General features: G+C 64.8%; 23 protein-coding genes. 4 read left to right on the top strand and 19 right to left on the bottom strand.

Features of this window, described 5'->3' with window-relative positions; translation table 11 throughout:
• Positions 1-3: 3 nt before the first annotated feature.
• From QUV21_RS16680 to ruvC, 14 genes are all read right to left on the bottom strand, one after another.
• Positions 4-996: a magnesium transporter CorA family protein gene (locus QUV21_RS16680; protein WP_300856435.1), complete on the bottom strand. Its 993-nt coding sequence runs from the start codon at positions 994-996 to the stop codon at positions 4-6.
• An 84-nt stretch (positions 997-1,080) separates the two neighbouring features.
• Positions 1,081-3,006 (bottom strand): ATP-dependent zinc metalloprotease FtsH, encoded by a 1,926-nt coding sequence (gene ftsH, locus QUV21_RS16675; protein ID WP_300856434.1) that lies wholly within the window; start codon positions 3,004-3,006, stop codon positions 1,081-1,083.
• 78 nt (positions 3,007-3,084) lie between these two features.
• Positions 3,085-4,314, bottom strand: a complete 1,230-nt coding sequence (gene tilS, locus QUV21_RS16670; protein ID WP_300856433.1) for a tRNA lysidine(34) synthetase TilS — start codon at positions 4,312-4,314, stop codon at positions 3,085-3,087.
• A 17-nt stretch (positions 4,315-4,331) separates the two neighbouring features.
• A complete protein-coding gene (gene ybgF / locus QUV21_RS16665) occupies positions 4,332-5,159 on the bottom strand; it encodes a tol-pal system protein YbgF (RefSeq protein WP_300856431.1) in 828 nt (275 codons plus the stop codon).
• Between the two features lie 5 nt (positions 5,160-5,164).
• A complete protein-coding gene (gene pal / locus QUV21_RS16660; protein WP_300856430.1) occupies positions 5,165-5,692 on the bottom strand; it encodes a peptidoglycan-associated lipoprotein Pal in 528 nt (175 codons plus the stop codon).
• An 81-nt stretch (positions 5,693-5,773) separates the two neighbouring features.
• Positions 5,774-7,105: a Tol-Pal system beta propeller repeat protein TolB gene (gene tolB / locus QUV21_RS16655; RefSeq protein ID WP_300856428.1), complete on the bottom strand. Its 1,332-nt coding sequence runs from the start codon at positions 7,103-7,105 to the stop codon at positions 5,774-5,776.
• A 104-nt stretch (positions 7,106-7,209) separates the two neighbouring features.
• Positions 7,210-8,334 (bottom strand): cell envelope biogenesis protein TolA, encoded by a 1,125-nt coding sequence (locus QUV21_RS16650; protein WP_300856427.1) that lies wholly within the window; start codon positions 8,332-8,334, stop codon positions 7,210-7,212.
• A 47-nt stretch (positions 8,335-8,381) separates the two neighbouring features.
• Positions 8,382-8,891, bottom strand: coding sequence for a protein TolR (gene tolR / locus QUV21_RS16645; RefSeq protein ID WP_300856425.1), 510 nt, complete (start codon positions 8,889-8,891; stop codon positions 8,382-8,384).
• Positions 8,892-8,894: 3 nt separating this feature from the next.
• On the bottom strand, positions 8,895-9,590 hold the full coding sequence (gene tolQ, locus QUV21_RS16640; RefSeq protein WP_300856424.1) for a protein TolQ: 696 nt from the start codon (positions 9,588-9,590) through the stop codon (positions 8,895-8,897).
• Between the two features lie 170 nt (positions 9,591-9,760).
• Complete coding sequence (gene ybgC, locus QUV21_RS16635) at positions 9,761-10,162, bottom strand: tol-pal system-associated acyl-CoA thioesterase (RefSeq protein ID WP_300856423.1); 402 nt, start codon at positions 10,160-10,162, stop codon at positions 9,761-9,763.
• 28 nt (positions 10,163-10,190) lie between these two features.
• The gene (locus QUV21_RS16630; RefSeq protein ID WP_300856477.1) at positions 10,191-10,823 is read right to left on the bottom strand and encodes a hypothetical protein; all 633 of its coding nucleotides are present in this window, start codon (positions 10,821-10,823) and stop codon (positions 10,191-10,193) included.
• Between the two features lie 205 nt (positions 10,824-11,028).
• The gene (gene ruvB, locus QUV21_RS16625; protein WP_300856422.1) at positions 11,029-12,072 is read right to left on the bottom strand and encodes a Holliday junction branch migration DNA helicase RuvB; all 1,044 of its coding nucleotides are present in this window, start codon (positions 12,070-12,072) and stop codon (positions 11,029-11,031) included.
• A gap of 3 nt (positions 12,073-12,075) precedes the next feature.
• Positions 12,076-12,747, bottom strand: a complete 672-nt coding sequence (gene ruvA / locus QUV21_RS16620) for a Holliday junction branch migration protein RuvA (RefSeq protein WP_300856421.1) — start codon at positions 12,745-12,747, stop codon at positions 12,076-12,078.
• 13 nt (positions 12,748-12,760) lie between these two features.
• Positions 12,761-13,270 (bottom strand): crossover junction endodeoxyribonuclease RuvC, encoded by a 510-nt coding sequence (gene ruvC / locus QUV21_RS16615; RefSeq protein ID WP_300856420.1) that lies wholly within the window; start codon positions 13,268-13,270, stop codon positions 12,761-12,763.
• Positions 13,271-13,590: 320 nt separating this feature from the next.
• On the opposite strand from ruvC, the gene QUV21_RS16610 reads away from it, so the two are divergent.
• Positions 13,591-13,794: a DUF1127 domain-containing protein gene (locus tag QUV21_RS16610; protein WP_300856419.1), complete on the top strand. Its 204-nt coding sequence runs from the start codon at positions 13,591-13,593 to the stop codon at positions 13,792-13,794.
• Between the two features lie 82 nt (positions 13,795-13,876).
• On the opposite strand, the gene QUV21_RS16605 is transcribed toward QUV21_RS16610, so the two are convergent.
• The 4 genes from QUV21_RS16605 to QUV21_RS16590 form a co-directional block, all read right to left on the bottom strand.
• Positions 13,877-14,224, bottom strand: a complete 348-nt coding sequence (locus QUV21_RS16605; protein ID WP_300856418.1) for a hypothetical protein — start codon at positions 14,222-14,224, stop codon at positions 13,877-13,879.
• Positions 14,225-14,345: 121 nt separating this feature from the next.
• Positions 14,346-15,224, bottom strand: coding sequence for a 50S ribosomal protein L11 methyltransferase (locus QUV21_RS16600; protein ID WP_300856417.1), 879 nt, complete (start codon positions 15,222-15,224; stop codon positions 14,346-14,348).
• A gap of 106 nt (positions 15,225-15,330) precedes the next feature.
• Positions 15,331-15,987, bottom strand: a complete 657-nt coding sequence (msrA, locus tag QUV21_RS16595) for a peptide-methionine (S)-S-oxide reductase MsrA (protein ID WP_300856416.1) — start codon at positions 15,985-15,987, stop codon at positions 15,331-15,333.
• Between the two features lie 57 nt (positions 15,988-16,044).
• Entirely contained in the window at positions 16,045-17,280 is a 1,236-nt protein-coding gene (locus tag QUV21_RS16590) for an MFS transporter (protein WP_300856415.1), read from the bottom strand.
• A 94-nt stretch (positions 17,281-17,374) separates the two neighbouring features.
• Between QUV21_RS16590 and QUV21_RS16585 the strand changes: the two genes are divergently transcribed.
• The gene (locus QUV21_RS16585) at positions 17,375-17,665 is read left to right on the top strand and encodes a hypothetical protein (protein WP_300856414.1); all 291 of its coding nucleotides are present in this window, start codon (positions 17,375-17,377) and stop codon (positions 17,663-17,665) included.
• A 188-nt stretch (positions 17,666-17,853) separates the two neighbouring features.
• Here QUV21_RS16585 and QUV21_RS16580 read toward each other — a convergent pair whose 3' ends face one another.
• The gene (locus tag QUV21_RS16580) at positions 17,854-20,013 is read right to left on the bottom strand and encodes a primosomal protein N' (RefSeq protein WP_300856475.1); all 2,160 of its coding nucleotides are present in this window, start codon (positions 20,011-20,013) and stop codon (positions 17,854-17,856) included.
• A gap of 133 nt (positions 20,014-20,146) precedes the next feature.
• Here QUV21_RS16580 and fsa point away from each other — a divergent pair, with 133 nt between their 5' ends.
• Positions 20,147-20,800, top strand: a complete 654-nt coding sequence (fsa, locus tag QUV21_RS16575; RefSeq protein ID WP_300856412.1) for a fructose-6-phosphate aldolase — start codon at positions 20,147-20,149, stop codon at positions 20,798-20,800.
• Between the two features lie 176 nt (positions 20,801-20,976).
• On the top strand, positions 20,977-21,165 hold the full coding sequence (locus tag QUV21_RS16570) for a hypothetical protein (RefSeq protein WP_300856411.1): 189 nt from the start codon (positions 20,977-20,979) through the stop codon (positions 21,163-21,165).
• Positions 21,166-22,085 lie beyond the last annotated feature (920 nt).

The raw sequence follows: 22,085 nt of genomic DNA, 5'->3' as shown, positions 1-22,085 counted from the left end.
CGATCAAAGCCATTTCTTCCACCGAAAGATCGCCCAAGGCACCAAGGCCGACAGAAGCATCAGGCCCAGCGCCATCGGATAGCCCCATGGCCATTCCAGTTCCGGCATATGGACAAAGTTCATCCCGTAGATGCTGGCGATCAGGGTGGGGGGCAGGAAGACGAAGGCCACAACCGAGAATATCTTGATGATGTCGGACTGCCTTATGCTGATCACCCCCAGCGTCGCATCCAGCAGGAACCGCACCTTTTCCGCCTGCGCCGCCGAGACTTCCTTCAGCGACCGCACGTCATGCAGGATTGTCCGCGCGACTTGCCGTTCCCGCCCTTTCAATGTCACCTCGCCCGGGTGGTCGGCCGTCGCGGTCAGGTGACCAAGCAATCGCTGCAACGTGCCAAGACTTTCGTTCACCTTGCCGTTCAGGTCTTCCCCACGCCCCAGCCGTTCCAGAACCACCCCCAGAGTCTCGCTTTTCCCCGAAGGCCGATGCGCCTCGAAGATTGTCGTTGAAAGAAGATCCAGTTTCCGCGCCTCGCCTTCCAGAATATCGGCCAGACGGTCCACCGCAGCCTCAAGCAGGCCCAAAAGCGTATCCATCCCCGAGGCCAGCGGCACATCATGCCGCACGGCCCGATCGGCGAAATTCGTCAGAGACCCGGGGCGGTGATAGTGAACGCTGACCAGCCGGTCCGGCAGCACGACAAAGGTCACCGGTCCGATCTCGGTTTCGTGCGCCGCAACCGTCGCCAGAATCTGAGCGGTCAGAAACAGCGCACCGTTCTCGCGGTAGATGCGCGATGAGACCTCGATCTCCTGCATGTCTTCCCGCGTCGGGATGCCTATCCCCAGCGCGGTTTCCACGGCCTTTTCCTCGGCAGAGGAGGGGGCCTCAAGATCGATCCAGACCGCATCCAGCAACCGGTCGCGGTCAAGATCAAGCCGTTCCAGCCTTTGCCCCCGGGATCGGTAAGCCGTCAGCACGCTGCACCTCGTCATTGCCCGACAAAAATCTAGCGGGCTACCCCATGAAGCGAAAGGCCCCGCATTTGCGGGGCCTTTGCAATCCTTGATTCCGGGCGGTCAAAGCGGTGCCGGCTCTGGCTCGCTTCCCGGTTTCGGCTTGCGGGCGCGGGTCTTCGGGATCGCCGCGATCGAGGTGGTTCCCCCGCCCGAGGCAGGCTTGTCACCATCATCGCTGCCACCCAGCGGCTCACCCGCGATAACCTTGCGGATCTCGTCGCCGGTCAGGGTCTCATATTCCAGAAGCCCCTTGGCCAGCCGCTCGAAATCTTCCGACTTCTCGATCAGGATCCGCCGCGCGGTTTCATAGCCCTCATCGATCAGCGATTTCACCTCGCCCTCGATCGCCTGCTTGGTCTCGGCCGAAACCGAAAAGCCTGCCGTGTTGCCCTGATAACCCTCATGCGCTTCGGAATAGTCGATGTTGCCGATCTTGTCGGACATCCCCCAGCGCATCACCATCGCCCGCGCCAGACCCGAGGCCTGCTGGATATCGCCCACCGGGCCGGAGGACACGCCTTCCTCACCATATTTGATGATCTCGGCCGCCTTGCCCGCCATCGTCATCGCGATGCGCTGCTTGGCTTCGTCCTTGTGCATCTGCAACCGGTCCATTTCGGGCAAGGAAACCACCATCCCCAAGGCACCGCCCCGCGGGATGATCGTGGCCTTGTAGACCGGGTCGCATTTCGGCAGCGCCATGCCGACGATGGCGTGACCAGCCTCGTGATAAGCCGTCTTTTCCTTCTGGTCGTCAGTCAGGACCATGCTGCGGCGTTCCGCGCCCATCATGACCTTGTCCTTGGCCTGCTCGAAATCGACCATCGTCACAAAGCGCCGACCAACGCGGGCGGCCATGAGAGCGGCCTCGTTCACCAGGTTCATCAGGTCAGCGCCCGAGAACCCCGGCGAGCCGCGCGCGATGGTGCGCAGATCCACATCCGGCCCCAGCGGCACCTTGCGGGCATGGACGGACAGGATCTTTTCCCGGCCCTTGATATCGGGGTTCGGCACATGGATCTGACGGTCAAAGCGACCGGGGCGCAGGAGTGCGGGGTCCAGCACGTCCTTGCGGTTGGTGGCGGCGACGATGATCACACCCTCGTTCGCCTCGAACCCGTCCATTTCGACCAGAAGCTGGTTCAGCGTCTGCTCGCGTTCGTCATTGCCGCCGCCCATGCCAACGCCACGCGCCCGGCCGACAGCGTCAATCTCGTCGATAAACACGATGCAGGGCGCGTTCTTCTTGGCCTGCTCGAACATGTCGCGGACACGGGATGCACCCACACCCACGAACATTTCCACAAAGTCGGACCCGCTGATGGTGAAGAACGGCACACCAGCCTCCCCCGCGATGGCGCGGGCCAGAAGCGTCTTACCCGTGCCGGGCGGACCAACCAGCAGCGCCCCTTTGGGGATCTTGCCGCCCAGACGGCTGAACTTCTGCGGATTGCGCAGGAATTCGACGATCTCTTCCAGCTCTTCCTTGGCCTCGTCGATGCCGGCCACATCGTCAAACGTGACGCGGCCCTGCTTTTCGGTCAGCAGTTTCGCGCGGCTCTTGCCAAAGCCCATGGCCCCGCCACGCCCGCCACCCTGCATCCGGTTCATGAAGAACAGCCAGATGCCGATCAGCACGATGAAAGGCAGCCACAGCGACAGAAGCGACATGAAGCCCGACTGCGCCTGCGGCTCGGCCTGCACCTGAACGCCCTTGGCGATCAGATCGCGGGACAGATTGTCGGTCACCGCATCACCCGGCGGCTTGATGGCGACATAGGTATTTCCGTCCTTGGACCGGACGATAACCCTTTCACCGTCAAGCGTCACACCGGCGATCTGCCCGGCATCGACCCTTTCGATAAAGTCGGAATAGCTCAGCGTCCGAGACGACGACGTGGTCTGTCCACCTGAAAACAGCTGGAACAAGGCCATGACGAGGATCAGCAGGACGACCCAGAAAGCGATATTGCGCGCATTGCCCACAAGGCATCTCCCGTAATTGCCGCACGCCCTGCGTCGGGGGCGGCCTTGGGTTACAAGATAGTCAGTTTGGCGTCCGGTTCAATGCGATAACAGGAACGCGTGAAAGCTGGGCGCGCATGTCGCAGTTGCCGGGCCAAATCCCGCACAAGGGGCTGCGATCAGGGTGTCGCCCAGCCAAAGGGCCGGAGTCACCTCCAGCACCTGCCGGGGCAGGCCCGTGGACCGCCAGTCAGGGCATTGCCGCAAGCCCTCGGCCCCCAGCGCGCGCACGTCGCCCATGCCACCGCTCACCTCCCAGCGTCCGTCCCACAGCGCGCCCGGCGGCACCTGCCCGCCCAACGCCCGCGCCTCGCGGCTGACCCAGACCCGGCCATCCTTGTGGCGAAACCGGCACCCGGCCAGCGTGGCATCCTTGCCGTGGCGCAGGGCAAGCAGAAGCGTATGGATCTGGTCGGCCCGCGGCGCATGGCGCAAGCCCGCCATCCACCGCAATATCTCCACCAAGAGAAGGCGGTCGACCTCGCCCCCCAGATCCAGAAAGGCGCGGACCTCGAAGGTCAATGCGCCGGCAACCTCGGTCACCACATCCCGCGCGGCCTCGCGAATCGTGTCATTCACCACCCCCTGCGCCAGCGCCAGATTACGGACAACCGCGGCCAGCCGCTCCACGGTGATCCCCAAGGGCTGCAACGCCTTCAGCGCCCGGCGCGCCCGGGTTCTGGTGTAGCGGTCATCATCATTGGTCGGGTCATCCACCCAGCCCAGGCCATGACGGACAAGAAATTCCCGCAACTCTGCCCGGCCAGCCTTCAGAAGCGGGCGGCGGAACGTCACGCCCTCTTGTTGAAACTGCGGCCGCATGCCGGAAAGCCCGTCCAGACCCGCGGCGCGTGACAGCCCCATCAGGAAGGTTTCGGCCTGATCGTCAGCGGTATGGGCCAGCACCACCTGCCCGATGTCATGGGCCTTGGCCCAGGACGTCAGCAATCGGTAGCGCGCAGTCCGCGCGGCTTCCATGAGATTTCCCGTGACCGCGTCATGTTCCCAGACCAGCACCGAATGCGGAATGCCAAGCCCCGCGCAGACCGAGGCGACAAAGGCCGCTTCGGCAGCGGCTTCGGGCCGCAGGCGATGGTCTACAGTCACGGCATGCAGCCTGTCGCCCACATCCTGCGCCGCATGCGCCATCAGATGCAGCATCGCCATGGAATCGCCGCCGCCTGACACCGCAAGGCCAACCCTGCCCGGCACCGCCAGGACCGCCCGCGCCCGCGCCAGCAACGCGGCGTCCGGCTCCGCCTTCTGCAAACCATCCTGCTGGTTGCCTAGCGGCACCCCAGACCTTGCATCGCGATACTCGCCTCGGTCGCCGCCATGCTGCCGGGGTAGCGCACGCCAACTTCGCCCAGCGTCACGCAGGCCTCCTGGACCTGGCCGAGTGTGCCAAGCCCCTGCCCAAGCCGCAGCAGCGAGCCGGGCGCAAATGTCCCGTCAGGTGCAGCTGAAAACGCATCCAGATAGGCCCGCGCGGCATTTGACGTCTCTCCCAGACTGCTCAGCGCTTCGCCGCGCAGATAGTGGGCTTCCTGGGTCAGCGGCCCGCCAGGATAGGATTGGGCAAAGGTCTCAAAGAGCGTTGCAGCACCGCGAAAGTCACCGGTGCCGAGCACCTCCTTGGCCCGGTCAAAGTCTGCCTGTTCACTGACGGCAAGTTCTGCCGCGCCGGTGCCGGGATTGCTGATCACTGGCGTGGCAATTGCCCCGCCACCGGCGCCGTCACCACCCAGAACCGAGGTCGCCCCAAGGCCGGTCGGGTCGCAGCCCGGCGTCGCCTCGCACAGCCGGTATTCGATATCGCCGATCCGGTTGGTGCCGTCGGCAACCACCCGGTTCAGCTTCAGTTCGACCGTCTCGGTCCGCGCGGTCAGGCGCGACAGTTCCGCCTCGATCGTGTCCATCCGCTGCAAGGCGTCACCCCCGGCAAGACCGCTGGAGGCGGCCCCGGTTGAAATCAGTTCCGACTTCAGCGCGTTGAACTCGGCCGCAAGCGCGGCCAGTTCGCCACGAATGTCGGCAAGCGTCTGCGTGCGGTCCTGCGCCATCGCCCCAAGGGGCGACAACGCAAGCAGCAGGGAAAGACCGATCAGCCGCATCTGCCTCAGACCCCGGCGCCGACCGAAAGCACCGTCACTGCGCGGCGGTTCTGCGAATAGCAGGCCTCGGTCGAGCAGACCTCGATCGGGCGCTCCTTGCCGTAGCTGATGGTGCGCAGACGGTTGGCCGGCACGCCCTGACTGATCAGGAAGTTCTGCACCGCGGCCGCACGACGCGCGCCAAGGGCAAGGTTGTATTCCCGGGTGCCTTGTTCATCTGCGTGGCCTTCGATGATCGCCGCATAGCCGGTGTTGGTCATCAGCCACTGGGCCTGCGCCGTCAGCACTGCACGCCCCTCGGGCGAGATGGTGGACTGGTCCACCGCGAACAGCACCCGGTCACCAACGCGCTGGTTGAAATACGCGATGGAGGTCGGGTTGTTCGGATCACCCAGACCCGTGGTGTCGATGCCGCCCGCCCCACCGGGGCCACCCGCGCCGCCGGGACCACCGGCACCATAACGGTCGGGATTGTTACAGGCGGCAAGCGCCAACGTGGCGATGAGGAGAAGCGACTTAGCGGCAAGGGTCATGGATTTCTTCCTTTTTATTGGCTCGATTGCGGCCACAGTATCAGCTTTGCGCCGCCGTGGGAATCGGCGGCGCGTCACGATTTATGGCAAAAGCGGCGACCATGCCGGGTCTGACGCCGGGCCTTCGGTCGGGATCTGTTTCAGGTTGCGCCCGGTGATGTCGACCGACCACAGCGTCGCCTGACCGCCCGCACCGCTGGTTTCGCGGGTGAACATCAAGACACGGCCATTTGGCGCCCATGTCGGGCCTTCATCAAGGAAGCTGGCAGTCAGCAGCCGCTCTTCGCTGCCATCGGTGCGCATGACGCCAATGTGGAAGCGGCCCTGATGCTGCTTGGTAAAGGCGATCAGGTCGCCGCGCGGGCTCCAGACCGGGGTGCCATAGCGCCCCTGCCCGCCGGAAATCCGCGTCCCCTCGCCACCGCTCGCCGGCATGACATAGATCTGCGGCGTGCCGCTCCGGTCGCTTTCGAAGACGATCTGGCGGCCATCGGGGCTGAACGACGGCGCGGTTTCGATCGACGGCGCGTTGGTCAATTGGGTAAGACCGCCGGTGCCGACAGCAAGCGCGTAAATGTCGGTGTTGCCGCCGCGTTCCAGACTGAAGACAACGGTCTGGCCATCCGGGCTGAAGCGCGGCGCAAAGGTCATGGTGCCGGGTTGTTCGTCAAGCGACTGCCGCCGAAGCGAGGCCACATCCAGCAGAGTGATCCTCGGAAAGCCCGATTCATAGCTGGTGTACAGGATCCGGTCACCCTGCGGCGAAAATCGCGGGGCCAGAACGATCGCGCTTGAATCGGTCAGATACTGCACATTCGCGCCGTCATAATCCATCACCGCCAGACGTTTCAGCCGCTGGTTCTTCGGCCCGCTCTCGCTGACAAAGACCACACGGCTGTCGAAATAGCCGCCCTCACCGGTGATCTTGGAATAGACCACATCGGCCACCTTGTGCGCCATCCGCCGCCAGCCCTGCGTGGTGCCGGCAAATTGCAGCGCCGCACCTTCCAGCACCTGCCCGTTGAACACGTCATAGGCCCGGAACTTCACCGTGATCCGGTCGCCCGAGACGGAAACCGCCCCGGTCACCAGCACTTGTGCGTTGATCGCCTTCCAGTCCTCAAAGGCGATCCCGCCGTCAAAGCTGGTGATCCGGCTGATGTAGGCATCCTGCGGGATGTTGCGGAAAAAGCCGGTGCCTTCCAGATCCGAGGTTACCACCCGGCTGATTTCGCGCGCATATTCCCCTGCCCCGCCTTCATCGATGAAGGTCGGGATCGCGATGGGCATGGGTTCGATCACCCCCGGACCGATCACGATCCGCGGTGGGGCGTTCTGTGCCTGAATCGGGGCAACCCCCGCCAGCGTCAGACCCAAGGCAAGGGCAAACAGGGTTCGGATGGCTGATCTCATCGGGTTCAAGCTCCGTTTCTTTTGTGTCTTTGCCCGCCTGAAAGACGGGTCGGAAGGGGGAAATTCCGGGATTCCTGCCCCTTCGGGCAAATATCTGGGCGCCGTCATCGCTGCCTCATCCCGTTGGCATCGAAGACAAGGTCAAGCACACGCCAGGTTTCGTATTTTCCGGGAGGCAGCGGCAGCCCCCCATCAGCATGCGCCCGGTTCACCGCGCGCTTTGCGGTATCAAGCAGCATGTTGATCCCGGTCTGGCTTGGCCCGTTCGATTCCAGCAGTTGGAAATCGGCGGGCCTGCCGTCTTGCCCAAAGCTGACCCGGACGACAATCATCGTGCTGAGCGCTTCGGTCCCGGCGGCCCCAAGGTTCCACTTCCGCGCAATCGCGCTGGAGATATCGCCCATCTCCCCCCCCGTCAGCGGCGGCCCCTGCGGCAAGTCCGGTCCGGACGAAGCGACGGGCTGCGTCACCGGCTCTTCGGCGGCGGCCTCGGCCAGAAGGGCTGCAATCGCATCCTCCGTCGCGCTGTCATCAACCGGCTGTTGTGGTGTCTCGGGCGTCGCGGCGACGGTTTCAGGCTGCGGGTCCGGTTGGGGCGCAGGCCGCGTGGGCCTTGCCTTGGGTCGCAGCGAGGCGGTCATGCCCGTCGCAGCGGTCTGGTCGCGGTTGGCCTCGGTCAGGGTCACGTCGCCGGTATCGGGAGCCACGGTTTCTTCGGTCGGCTGCTGGTCCACGACCTCGGCTTCGGCAGGCAGGTCGCTGACGGCGGGGGTCGGCGCATCAGAGATTTCGGCCACCGCCTCTTGCTCCACCGGGTTCGGCGCCACGATCTCGGCAGCTTCGGGCAAGGGTTGCTCTTCGGTGGAAAGCGACGGCAAAACCTGCTCGACCTCTGCCACCGGAACTTCGGGCTGCGGTTCGGGCTCTGGGACAGGCTCCGGTTCCGGCACAGGTTCCGGCTCTGGTGCGGGCTCCGGTTCGGGCGCGGGCTCTGGCTCTGGCACAGGTTCCAGTTCTGGCTCTGGCACAGGCTCTGGCACAGGTTCCGCCTCTGGCCGTGCCTGCGGCCGAACCGGCGTCGGCTCCTGCGAAGGCGTCGGCGTCGGCGTCGATGCCGCCTGCAACGCATCGAACTCGGCACTCGTCATCATCGAGACCTGGGTGACAATGACCTCTTCCACGGGGGTCGGCGCAAAAAGCCATTCCCCGACCAGGACCCACAGGATCACCCCTGCATGCCCGATCCCCGAAAAGATCGTTCCCGTCTGCATCCGCCTCAGCCGCCCGATTCCGCGCCAGTCGCAGCATCTGACGCAGCGCCCCCGCTGAAACTTGGACCCTGAGCGTCGGTCACAAGACCAATCTCGTTGAACCCACCCGCGTTCAGCGCGCCCATGACCTGCGCCACGCGCTCATAGGGGATCGAGCCATCGGCCCTGAGGAACACCTTCTTCGAGACCCGTTCGGCGGCAATCGCCTGCAACTTCGGGATCATCTCGCCGTCGGCCACTTCGGTCGTCTGTATGGCGATACGGCCCTCGGCGGTGATCGTGACGGTCAACGGCTCTTCCTGCTCTGTCGGCAAGGCCGTCGCCGCCGTCTTCGGCAGCTCCACCGGAACGCCGACCGTCAGCATGGGCGCAGCCACCATGAAGATGATCAAAAGCACCAGCATCACGTCCACGAAGGGCGTGACGTTGATCTCGCTCATCGCTGCGGCACGGCCCTTGCGCCGCCCCCGGCGCCCACCCCCGCCGCCTGCGGATTTGACGACCCCGGCCCCCATCGGTCAGGAATCCAGCTGGCGCGACAGGATCGTCGCGAATTCGTCGGCAAAGCCCTCATATCCGCCAACGATCCGCTCGCTGTCGGAATTGAGCTTGTTGTAAAACACGACCGCCGGGATCGCCGCAACAAGACCCACACCCGTGGCCAAAAGCGCCTCGGCAATGCCGGGGGCCACGACGGCAAGGTTGGTGTTCTGCGAAATCGCGATCTGTTCAAAGCTGTGCTTGATGCCCCAGACCGTGCCGAAAAGCCCGATGAACGGCGCGGTTGACCCGGTGGTGGCCAGAAACGACAGCCCGGTGTTCAGCGATTCACTCTCGCGGTTGATCGCCACATCCATCGCCCGGTCGATCCGCGCCTGCGCGCCCGCGATCAGCCCGCCGTCCTGCTTGTGGCTGCGCCGCCATTCCAGCATGCCCGCCGCAAAGATCTTTTCCGACTGGCCCTGCGGATCAGCGCCGATCTTTTCGAACAGCTCATCCAGCGGCTCACCCGACCAGAAGGCCCGGTCAAAGATCGTCGCCTCGGCGCGCGCGCGGCGAAACATCAGGTGCTTCTGAATGATGATCGCCCAGCTCCAGAACGACATGACCAGAAGCATGATCATGACGATCTTGACCGTAAAGGTCGCGCGGGCAAAAAGGGCGAACAAAGAGAAATCAATCTCCTGCGCCATCGCAAGGGTGCCTGGTTCCATACGCCTGCTCTTCTATATCGGGCCGTTGATCGGCTCCGTTAGCGCGGATTCTATCAAGTTTGCAGGGGGAATGCCAACACAAGTCTGTGGGTGGCAGGCTTTTGCCCACCGAGCCAGCCACCGAGCCAACCACCGAACCGCGCACCGATCCGTTCAGCCAATCGGGCCAGTCAGTGCAACGGGCCGGACAGCCGCGCCCTGACCGCTACAGGCAGCCGCGCCGCATGGCCGTCATCGGCCAGACAGACCAGCGTGACGACCGCCTGAAACACCCGCTCACCGCCTCGGGTGATCCCCTGATCCAGCACCAGCCGCGCCCCGCCAATGGCCTGAAGCGTGGTTTCCACCAGAAGGTCGTCGCCAAAACGCGCGGGCCGCAGATAATCTGCCTCGACACGGCGCACGGCAAAGACGATCCCGTCGCTGGCCTTCAACGCCATCTGGTCGATCCCCAGCGAGGCCACCCACTCGGTCCGCGCCCGCTCGATGAATTTCAGATAATTGGCATAATAGACGATCCCGGCCAGATCGGTGTCTTCGTAGTAGATCCGGATGAAAAACTGGTGCGCCACGGGGCAGACCCTCCCTTTCCCGCTGACCCTAGGAGGGGCGCCCTGCCACCGCAACCCGCGCCGCCAGCCGCAACGCATGGCTTGGCTCATGGGCCACGGCGGGCATGACCCGGTCATATCCCGCCCGGATCACCCCGGCGATGTCCGGCCGCAAGATCACCGCCTCGCCTGCCCGCGCCAGCGGGGATCCGCCATCAAACGCCCGGTCAGACCACAAAAGGATCGTCTGCACCGCCTGCGCCAGCGCCAGCGTCTCGGCCGGCATTTCGGCCAGCGCCGCATCCATCCGCAGGAACACGAAAGCCGCCTTGATCGCGCCCGAAGCCTCGAACCGGAAGATCCGGTACTGGTTCGCCCCCGCCCCCTGCAATCGCCCGACCAACCCGGCCAGTTCCGGCACCAGCCGGTCAAGGTCCGGCACGGCCAGAAGCTCATCCCAGTCGCGCACGAAGAACACCATCAGGTTCGCGCCAAGCTCGGGGTCGGTATCGGCCATCTTGTGCCCGGCCAAGGCCACCACGGCCTCGAAGGCGCCCTTGATCACCGGCAGGCTTTCCTCGGCCACCCCAAAGACCACCAGCACGATCGGCCGGTCCCAGCGCGCGAAGAGATAACTCCCGTCGCCCCGCGTGAACAACGCCTCGACCGCACCCGGTTCCATGCCCGCCCCTTCGATCCCTGCCAGCCAGACCCGGCTACCACCAACCCAAAGCATGGGACAAGCCTGCCCCCATTGCTCTTTTCAAAAATACTCCCGGGGGTTTGGGGGCAGGATGCCCCCATTACCGCAGCCGGTTGCGCGCCCCTGGCGCGCAGAAGGCAAGACAAGGGCTTGCGCGGAACGCACCCCACCTGCTTCGCCCCGCCTACTTCGCTTCGAAGAGGTCCGCCTGACCCGGCTTTGCGGCCTCAGACCCCTTCGGTGCCTCCAGACCCAGATGCCGCCAGGCCTTTGCCCCCAGCATCCGCCCCCGCGGCGTGCGCAGGATCAGGCCCTGTTGCAGAAGGTAAGGCTCGATCACTTCCTCGATCGCATCGCGCGGCTCGCTCAGGGCGGCGGCAATGGTCTCCACCCCCACCGGCCCGCCACCGTAATTCTCGGCCAGCAGCACCAGATAGCGCCGGTCCGCCCCGTCCAGCCCCAGGTTGTCCACCCCCAGCCGCGTCAGCGCCCGGTCAGCCAGCGCCCGGCTGATCCGCCCGCCCTCCTCGACCAGGGCGAAATCCACCACCCGCCGCAAAAGCCGCCCGGCGATGCGGGGCGTCCCCCGCGCGCGGCGCGCAATCTCGCGGCAACCTTCGGCCTCGGCCTCGACCCCCATCAGCCGCGCGCCCCGGCTGACGATCTCATAAAGCTCGGCCTCGGAATAGAATTCCAGCCGGGTCGGGATGCCGAACCGGTCGCGCAGCGGCGTGGTCAACAGCCCCAGCCGCGTCGTGGCCCCCACCAGCGTAAAGGGCTGCAAGTCGATCCTCACCGTCCGTGCCGCCGGCCCCTCGCCGATCACCAGATCCAGCGCGAAATCCTCCAGCGCGGGATAAAGCACCTCCTCGACCACCGGGGAAAGCCGGTGAATTTCGTCGATGAACAGCACATCCCTCGGCTCAAGATTGGTCAGGATCGCCGCAAGATCCCCCGGCTTGGCCAGCACCGGCCCCGAGGTCATGCGGAACCCCACCCCAAGCTCGCGCGCCATGATCTGCGCCAACGTGGTCTTGCCCAGACCGGGCGGGCCGTGAAACAGCGTGTGATCCATCGCCTCGCCCCGCATCCGGGCGCTTTCGATGAAGACGGCAAGGTTCGCCCGCGCATCAGCCTGACCGATGAACTCGGTCAGCATCTGCGGGCGCAAGGCCCGGTCCATGTCCTCGGGCAGCTTGTCGGGGCGAAGCGCGGGATCGGGTTCCATGCCTTACCCCGGCGCCAGAAGTTTGAGGCTGGCGCGGATAAGCGTCGCGGTATCCGCCTCGGGCTGGTCGCCCGCAACAGTGGCCACCGCCTGCGCTGCGTCGCCCTGCCCATAGCCAAGGTTCACCAGCGCCGACAGGGCGTCGGCAGTCGAGGCCGCACGTTGCATGGCCCCTTCATCAGCACGCACCGGCCTTTTCGGCGCGGCTGCGGGTTCGATCACCAGATCCTCGGCCTCGGCCTTCGCCGAAAGGCCCACGCCCGCCGCCATCACCCCCGGGGCCTTGGCCTTCAATTCCAGAATGATCCGCTGCGCCAGCTTCGGCCCTACCCCCGGGGCCGCCTGCACCGCCCGCGCATCGCCCAGCGTGATCGCCCGGCCCACGCCTTCGGCCCCCAGCGTGCCAAGAATGGCCATCGCGGCCTTCGCACCCACCCCCTGCACCGTCATCAGAAGCTTGTGCCATTCCTTTTCCAGCATGGTCGGAAAGCCGAACAGCTGCAAAAGATCCTCGCGCACCAGAAGATCGGTATAAAGACTGACCGCCTCTCCCAGCCCCGGCAAGGCCGAAAGCGTCCGGTCGCTGACATGGACGATATAGCCCACCCCGCGCACGTCGATCAGCACATGGTCCGGCCCGCGCCAGTCCAGCCGCCCCGAAATCCTGCCAATCATGCAATCCTGCCGATCATCCCGCCGCCCTCAACGCCGCCTCAAGCCGCCCGGAGGATTGAACATGATGCGCATGGCAGATGGCAATCGCCAGCGCGTCGGCGGCATCCGGCCCGTTGATCTTTACCCCCGGCAGGTGCAGCCGCACCATATGGTCGATCTGCACCTTGGCCGCATGTCCCACGCCCACCACCGTCTTCTTCACCGCGTTCGGCGCATATTCCCCGACCGCCAGCCCGAACTGCGCCGGCACCAGCAGCGCAATCCCCCGCGCCTGCCCCAGCTTCAGCGTCGCCACCGCATCCTTGTTGACGAAAGTATGTTCCACCGCCGCCGTCTCTGGCTGAAACTGGCGCAGCACAGCGGTCAACTGGCTGTGCAGCGACAGCAACCGCGCCGCAAGATCACCATCGGTCGCGTCGGAATGGCAGATCCCGTTGGCAACATGGGTCAGACGTGAGCCGGCCACGTCGATCACGCCCCAGCCCATGTTCCGCAAGCCCGGATCTATGCCGATGACACGCATTCTGCCCCCGTTTCTTGCTCTTGGCTTCCGATTAGCACGAAAAGCGAACATCCGCCAATGGCTTTCCGCAGCACCTTCCCCAGCGCGAAGCCAGATTTGCACTTGCAGAATACGACCGACTGTCGCAGAAAAGCGACGCGCGCGGCCGAGACACCGGGAACGCGCTGAAAATCATGACAGAATTGCGACCTGAGTCATGCAATGGCTGCAAGGCGGCCATGTCCGTACGTCGCTTGCTTTGCACACGCAGCAAGACTATCTGGCGATGCATGAAGGAATAAGCCTTCGATTTGTGCAGTATGAAAACAAGGATGCAAGCCATGGCCGCTGTCGAGATGACCCGCCCGGCGCCCTTTGGCGCCATCAACACCTACCGTGCCATCAATGGCCTGTCGAACGCCCTGCGCGTTCTGGCAGACTGGAATGATGCACGCGTCACCCGCAAGGCTTTGAACAAGCTTTCCGACCGCGAACTTGACGATATCGGCCTGTGCCGTGGTGACATCGAGTTTCTGGGCCGCTGAGCCGCCCGAACAAGACCTTCCGGAATGCCAAAGGCCGCATCAGTGATGCGGCCTTTTTGTTTGTCCGTTCGCGACCGATCAATCAGCGGGGCAAAAGCGCCTGCAACTGACCGGAGACCAGCAGGGTGGCCGGGTCAGCGTGCATCAACCAGGCGCCCACCGGGTCGAACCCGGATCCGGCCGCAAGGGAGCTGACCCGGCTTTCGTAGGTCTGCGCACCGATGTAGTAGTGGATCACGCCCTTCAGCCCGACCCCGACCACCAGCGCCAGCACCAGCGGCTTGATCAGCTTCATCATCCGAGATCCGGCGCGCGACGAGGCCTTTCGCCCCAGCGTACCAGTCGCCTCGAAGCCATAGCCCTTCGCGTGCGACTTTTCGATCCGCGAAACGCGGCTGTAAAATTCGTTCAGATTCGGATCAACCCACATGACACCCACCGAGATCAAAAATGCTGCAATTAGCCTTTGGTGCCGCAGTTTTATGGCGAAAATGCGGCACGGTTCCAAGGGTCGCGGCAAAGGGGCGCTGAGTCAATGATTGTCCACCAAATCAGCTTCTTTGTAGCACAAGCGTGGACCATTCCCCGATATCGTCGCGATCTTGCAGACATAGACCAGCAGCAACATAGGCCGCCGTGACCGCCTCTGCCTGCACTGCGAGTAGACCAGATAGAATCGCTCTGCCGCCGGTTGCAAGCTGCTTGCTGATTCCGGGGGCCAGTTCGATCAACGGCCCCTTCAGGATGTTGGCGAAGATCAGGTCATAGGGGCCGGCAGCACGCAAGCGCGGATGGTCAAGGCCGGCGGCCTCCAGGCATTCCACCCGGCCTTCAAGCCCGTTGATGGCGACATTGGCCTCGGCCACGTCCACAGCGACCCGGTCGATGTCGCTGGCGATCACCAGCGCGTCGGGCAGCGTCGCGGCAGCGGCCATGGCCAGAACGGCGGTCCCGCAGCCGATATCGGCGACCCTGGCCGGACGCTCCCCGGCCGTCAGCAGCCGGTCAAAGGCCTTCAGACAGCCCAGCGTCGTGCCATGGTGGCCGGTGCCAAAGGCCACCGTCGCCTCGATCTGCAACGGAACCCGGCCCGGATCGGTCGGCACCTTGTCGGCATCATGGCTGCCAAAGACAAAAAAGCGCCCGGCTTCGACCGGGGCCAGTTCGCGGCGGACCTTGGCGACCCAGTCGATCTCTGGCAGTTCGGAAAAGGCAAAGGGCCGGGCGCCGAAAGCGGCGGCGAAGACTTCAAGCATCACCAGATCAGGTGCTTCAAGGAAATAGGCGCCGACTTCCCAAAGGCCGCTGTCGTCTTCGATCTCGAAGACGCCAACCCCGATGGGTTCCGGCGTCATCCGCTCCATCGCGGCGGCAAGGGCGCGGGCGGCGTCTTCGCCGGGAAGGGTGGTCAAGGCGGAATAGGTCGGCATGGGCGGCACTCCTTTGCCCCGCCCTTACGCCCTCAGCCGCCTCCCGGCAAGTTTTGCACCGCCCGATCCCAAGCCAAAATTCCTCGCCGAAGAATTTTGACGACCTTCAGGCGGTGACACCCGTCCCGATCGGGCAAGTCACGCCTGTTCCACCGATCCCGCAATAGCCGTTCGGGTTCTTTGCAAGGTATTGCTGGTGATAATCCTCGGCAAAGTAGAACACCGGCGCGGCCAGGATTTCCGTCGTGATCACCCCCTGCCCCGCCGCCGTCAGCGCCTGCTGGTAAACCGACTTCGAAGCCTTGGCCGCCGCCGCCTGTTCATCCGTACAGGCATAGATTCCCGACCGGTAGGTAGACCCGACATCGTTGCCCTGCCGCATGCCCTGCGTCGGGTCATGGCCTTCCCAAAACAGCTTGAGAAGCGCCTGATAGCTGACCACAGCGGGATCAAAGATCACCCGAACCACCTCGTTATGGCCAGTCAGCTGGGTGCAGGTCTCCTTGTATGTCGGGTTTGGCGTAAAGCCTGCCGCATAGCCGACCATGGTCAGCCAGACCCCGGGAACCTGCCAGAACTTGCGTTCAACGCCCCAGAAGCAGCCCATCCCGAACATCGCTTCCTCCATCCCCTCTGGCACCGGGGATTTCAGCGGGATGCCGGTCAGGAAATGCGTCTCGGCGGTTGGCAGCGGCTCTGCCCGGCCCGGCAGGGCATTTTCAGGCGTGACCATTTCCATCTTGGACCTGCTGGCGAAGAACATCGGGAAACCTCCATTGTCGGGTGGAATATAGGGCGCGCCGATCGCGATGCCAGCACCCTATTCGGCCGGCAACGGCAGCCCGCGCGAAAAGACCGTCTCATTGCCCGGTTCGGGATGGCGCGGGATCAGGCAGATCAGCCCGAAGGCAAACAGCGCCATGCCCGCCCCCAGAAGGAAGACGTGATCGGGCGAGGTGGCCCAGAGATAGCCAAGCACCGCCGGCAGAAACACCGCCGCGATATGGTTGATCGTGAAGGCCACGGCAGCGGTGGGCGCAATGTCTCGCGGATCGGCGATCTTCTGGAAATAGGTCTTCAGGCTGAACGAAAGCGCGAAGAACAGCTGGTCAAGGATGAAAAGCCCCGAGGCGATCACCAGCCCCCAGCCAAACCAGTAAAGCCCGCCATAGGCCAGGAACACCAGCGTCAGGCCGATGTATTCAAAGCCCATCACGTTGCGCTCGCCATATCTGCCCAGCGCCCGGCCCATGCTGGGTGCCACGGCCATGTTGATCAGGTAGTTGACCAGCAAAAGCATGGTCATTTCCGAGACCTTCATCCCGAAGCGTTCCACCATCATGAACCCAGCAAAGACGACAAAGATCTGCCGCCGCGCCCCGGCCATGAACTGCAAGGCGTAGTAAAGCCAATAGCGCCGCCGCAGCACCATGTGCTTGTGCTGCGGGTTGGGGTTCTCGAACTGCGGAAAGGCCAGCGCCGCAAACAGCACGATCAGCACCGTCAGCCCGCCCGACGCCAGATACACCTTGTTGTAATCCAGCCCCAGCACCTCCCACAGCGCGACAATCGCCCCGTAAGCCACCAGCGACGCCCCCGCCCCCACCGCCACGATCCGCCCCAGCACGATGGGCGCGCGGGCCTTGTCGATCCACTGGAGTTGCAAGGACTGGTTCACCGTCTCGAAATAGTGAAACCCGATCGACGACAGCAGCGTGCAGACCAGGATCCCCGTGAAGCTGGGAAACCACGCCGTCACCCCCGAGGCCGCCCCCAGTAGCGCCAGTGCCACCAGCGCCAGCACCTGTTCCCGCAGCACCAGAAGGATCAGGATGACGCCAATCGCCAGAAACCCGGGGATCTCGCGCACCGTGTGCAGCCAGCCGATCTCCTTGCCGGTGAAACTCGCCACCTCGATGACGAAGTTGTTCAACAGCGCTGACCAGGTGGCAAAACTCAGCGGCATCGCCGCCGCCATCAGGTAAAGCAGCCCCTCAGGCCGCCGCCAGAGGGGCAGGCTCGCGGCATCGGCAAGGGGCATCATGGCGCGGGACATGCGCAGGACTTAGCCAAATCCCCCGGCAAGGCAAAGCCAAAGCTTGTGTCCGGCACAATCCCCCGCCACCCTTCCCCAACAGGAGGAACCCGCCATGTCCGAAAAGATCGAGGTCGAGAACGTCGGCCAGCCCGGCAAGACCTACCGCGTGGATCCCTCCAAATACGCCGAGATGCGCAAGGCCGTCCTCGCCGTCACCCCGTCCGAGGCCCCCGGCCTCACCCCCGCCCAGATCATCGCGGCGGTGAAACCCCACCTCTCCGAAACGCTCTTTCCGGGCGGCGAGACCGCAGGCTGGTGGGTCAAATGCGTGCAGCTGGACCTTGAGGCGAAAGCCATCCTGAAACGCGCCCCGAAATCGCCCGTTCGTCTCTGGAAAGCCTGACCACCCCAGCCTCCCCCCTCCCTTCACCCGGAATCAAGGCGCTTTAGCGCCACCGGGCAGCGCCCGACCGCCCCCTCGGGCGGGCGCTGCCCTATGGTGGTGCGGGATAGGATTTTCGCGCAAGGCTCAAAGACCGTAGGGTGGGATACAGCGCACCATTCGCCGGTGCCGTCTAGTACAAGCCCCCCTCACAAAAAACTCTGCGGATCAATATCCACCGCCAGCCGCAAATCCCTCGGCAGCTTGAACCCCGCCAACCACTCCGCCAGCGCCGCCTGCAACGGCGCCCCCTTCTCCGCCTTCACCAGCAACCTTACCCGGTGCCGCCCCCGCACCCGCGCAATCGGGGCAGGAGCAGGCCCCCAGACCTCCGCCCCGATCCGCTTCAAGGGCTCACAGCGCCGGGCCAATTCCCCGCCAAAGTCAAACACCGCAGCCACGTCCGGGGACGACAGGATGATCCCCGCCATCCGCCCATAAGGCGGCACGCCGGCGGCGCGACGCTCCGCCGCCTCCGCCGCCCAGAATGCCTCCTCATCGCCCCCAAGGATCGCGCGGATCACCGGATGCTCGGGCTGATGGGTCTGAAGCCAGGCCTCGCCCTTCCGTTCCGCCGTCCGCCCCGCGCGCCCCGCCACCTGCCGCATCAGCTGGAACGTCCGCTCCGCCGCCCGCAGGTCCGACCCCTGCAAGCCAAGGTCCGCGTCGATCACCCCCACCAGCGTCAGCAGGGGAAAGTTATGCCCCTTGGCCACGATCTGCGTGCCGATGATGATATCGGCCCCGCCCTCGGCAATTGTGACAATCGCTTCCTTCAGCGCGCGCGCCGTTCCGAACAGATCCGAGGACAGCACCGAAAGCCGCGCCTCCGGGAACCGCGCCGCCACTTCCTCGGCCAGCCGCTCCACCCCCGGACCCACGGCAGCCATCCGGCCTTCGACCCCGCAGGCGGGACAAGCAACAGGCACCGGCTTTGTCGCGCCGCACTGGTGGCAGACCAGCCGCTTCTGGAACCGGTGCTCCACCATCCGCGCATCGCAGTGGTCACAGCCCACCTGATGCCCGCAGGCCCGGCACAGCGTGACCGGCGCGAACCCCCGGCGGTTCAGGAACAACAGCGCCTGCTCCCCCCGCCCGATCACAGTCTCCACCTTCGCGGCTAGGGTTGGGGAAATCCAGCGATCCCCCGGCAGGCGTTCGGCGCGCATGTCGATGGCGCGCATCTCCGGCATGTCGGCGGCACCGAAACGGCTGGCAAGGTCAAGCCGCTGATACTTGCCCGCCTCGACATTGGCCCAGCTTTCAAGGCTTGGCGTGGCCGAAGCCAGAACCACCGGGCAGCCGCAGATCGCCCCGCGCAAGACCGCCATGTCGCGGGCGTGGTAAAGAACGCCGTCCTCCTGCTTGTATGAGGTGTCGTGTTCCTCATCGACGACGATCAGGCCAAGATCCTGAAACGGCAGAAACAGCGACGACCGCGCCCCCACCACCAGCCCGGCTTCTCCCTCGGCCACCATCCGCCAGAGCCGCCGGCGTTCCGTCATGGTCACGCCGGAGTGCCATTCGGCGGGCTTGGCGCCAAAGCGCGCCTCGACCCGGGTCAGGAATTCCGAGGTCAGCGCTATTTCCGGCAAGAGGACCAGCGCCTGACGGCGGGTCCGCAGGGTTTCGGCCACGGCCTCCAGATAGACCTCGGTCTTGCCGGATCCGGTCACGCCCTTCAGAAGCGTCGCCGAATAGCCACCCATGGCGATGGCCGCGACCAGCGCATCGGCTGCCGCGACCTGATCGCCCTCCAGCCGCACATCGCGATTTGGCACAAGGCGCGGATAGGGCAGATCGCGCGGCGCCTCCTCCTCCGAGATCACGCCCAGCTTCACCAGCCCCTTGACCACCGAAGCGCCGCAGCCCGCCGCCTCGGCCAGTTCCCCCAGCGTCACCGGAGCGGCACCAAAGGCCCGCAGGGCCTCCACCACCCGGTGCCGCGCGTCGGTCAGGCTGTTCGGCACTGCCCCCGTCAGCCGGTAGACCTTGCGCATGGATGGCGGATCGCCAAGCCCCGGCGCGCGGGTGGCCAGCCGTAGCATCGCGGGCAAGGGGGTCAGCGTGTAATCGGCCGCCCGCGCAAGGAAGCTGCGCAACTCCGACCGCATCGGCCGCGCGTCCAGTACCCGGTTCACCGCCCGGATCTTCGCCGGATCAAACTTCCCCTCGCCCGGCCCCCAGACCACGCCCAGCACCCGGCGCGGCCCCAGCGGCACCTCGACGAAATCGCCGTCCCCGCAGCCGCCTTCCGGCGCGCGATAGTCCAACACCCGGCCCAGCGGTTCGGTCGTCAGCACGCCCACAAGATCGCCCGCCTGATAGACCCGGTCCGCCAATCCGCCACCTTTCCCTGCCAAGCACTTTGCGGTAAACCCCGCCCCGAGAGCATACAACCCCCGAGTTGCGGCCCCCGCAACCGTGCAGGAGGAAATCCCGATGAAGTTCTTTGTCGACACCGCCGACGTGGACGCGATCCGTGAGCTGAATGACCTTGGCATGGTCGATGGCGTCACCACCAACCCCTCGCTGATCCTGAAATCGGGCCGCGATATCATCGAGGTCACCAAGGAGATCTGTTCCTTCGTGACCGGCCCGGTTTCCGCCGAGGTCGTGGCGCTGGAAGCCTCCGAGATGATCGCCGAGGGCCGCAAGCTCGCCGCCATCGCCCCGAACATCGCGGTCAAGGTGCCGCTGACCTGGGACGGTCTCAAGACCTGCAAGGTGCTGTCGTCGGAAGGCTTCATGGTCAACGTGACGCTGTGCTTCTCCGCCAACCAGGCGCTTCTGGCCGCCAAGGCCGGGGCCACCTTCATCTCGCCCTTCATCGGGCGGCTGGATGACATCAACCTCGACGGCCTCGACCTGATCGGCGACATCCGCACGATCTATGACAACTACGACTTCCAGACCCAGATCCTCGCCGCCTCGATCCGCAGCGCCAACCATGTGAAGGATTGCGCCCTGATCGGCGCCGACGTCGTCACCGCGCCCCCTTCGGTGATCAAGGCCCTGGCGAGCCATGTCCTGACCGACAAGGGGCTGGAGCAGTTCATGAAGGACTGGGCGAAAACGGGCCAGAAGATCCTGTAAAGACACCTCCCCGCGCGGGGTGGGTGCCAAGGCGACACCCCATGGGTCGGGGCCTGCCCCGGCCCTCTCCGCCGCCGCAGGGCGGACTTTGGCCTGATTGATGCAGATCAGGTTTCGCCTGCGCGGGATGTGCTTAGTATGCAGATCAGTTCAAAAGTTCTGAAGGGAGACGGACCATGCGTAGATTCACCGCCATAATCGTGGCTTCCTCGACATTCGGCCTCATCGGCTGCGTCGCGGACACCAGCCTTGAGCGCGCCGTCGTCGGCGCCGCCATCGGTTGCGCCGCAGGGGAAGTCCTGGTCGACGGACGCTGCGTCGAAGGCGCCATCGTCGGAGCCGGCGTCGGCGTCCTGACCAATTAAGTGACCTCTTAGCCACCAGAGGCGAAACCTCCGCTTCTGGTGGACATCGGTCATCTGAAGGACTGGGCGAAAACGGGCCAGAAGATTCTCTGAGCCCCTTCACCGTCACGCCGGTCTGAAGCCCGGCCTACGCCGTTTGGGGGCTGCCCTGCCGCCACCCGGCCGCAGGTCGGGCTTGAGCCCGACTCCTCCAAAGCGCACCAAAGGGCAACGCCCCCCCTCGGGCCGCCGCTGCAACGGCCGACCTAGGCGCTTTATGGTGCCAGCCCGCCCGTAGGTCGGGCTTCAGCCCGACTCCTCCGAAGCCCACCAAAGGGCCGCGCCCTCCCTCGGGCGGGCGCTGCAACGGTCGATGGAAGCGCTTTATACCGCAACCCCTCCCACCGAAGTTCGTGTGACCAACACTGCAAAAGCGCCCTCCCGGGGGGAGGGCGCGGCCCGGCGGCGCTAAAGCGCCTTGATTCCGGGCCAAGAGACGCTCCCAGCCACCGCCCCGTGCCCCGATCACCCATCGTAAGTTGCGCTACAGCGCACCAACCTTCCGACCATTAGCGTTGCACCCTGGCGTAGGCAGTATTGATGGCGATTTGGCTGTCTGATCGACGCTTGAACGATCGTCAAGTGGAGACACTTGCAACACATCCTTGATCTTCATATGTTCCAATGCTCGCTGCACATGAGGATCAGATGCCATACACGGAAGAACAGGTTCGCAACGAAGCTATGATCGAACTATTGCATTCGCCCGGTGGTCGTCTTTCGACCACTCAGCTTATTGACCGACTTTCAGCCCGTTTGCCGATAGTAGGCAAGGATGCCCAGATTGCCCACGGCAGAAGCGATACGTATTTCTCGCAGAAGGTTCGTGACCTGCCCCCCGGAAGTTCCCTCGCTGTGATGTAGAGTCTGCCCAACCTGAG

The organism is Tabrizicola sp., assembly GCF_030373185.1.
GTDB lineage: Bacteria > Pseudomonadota > Alphaproteobacteria > Rhodobacterales > Rhodobacteraceae > Tabrizicola.
This window is presented reverse-complemented; position numbering and strand designations above follow the sequence as displayed.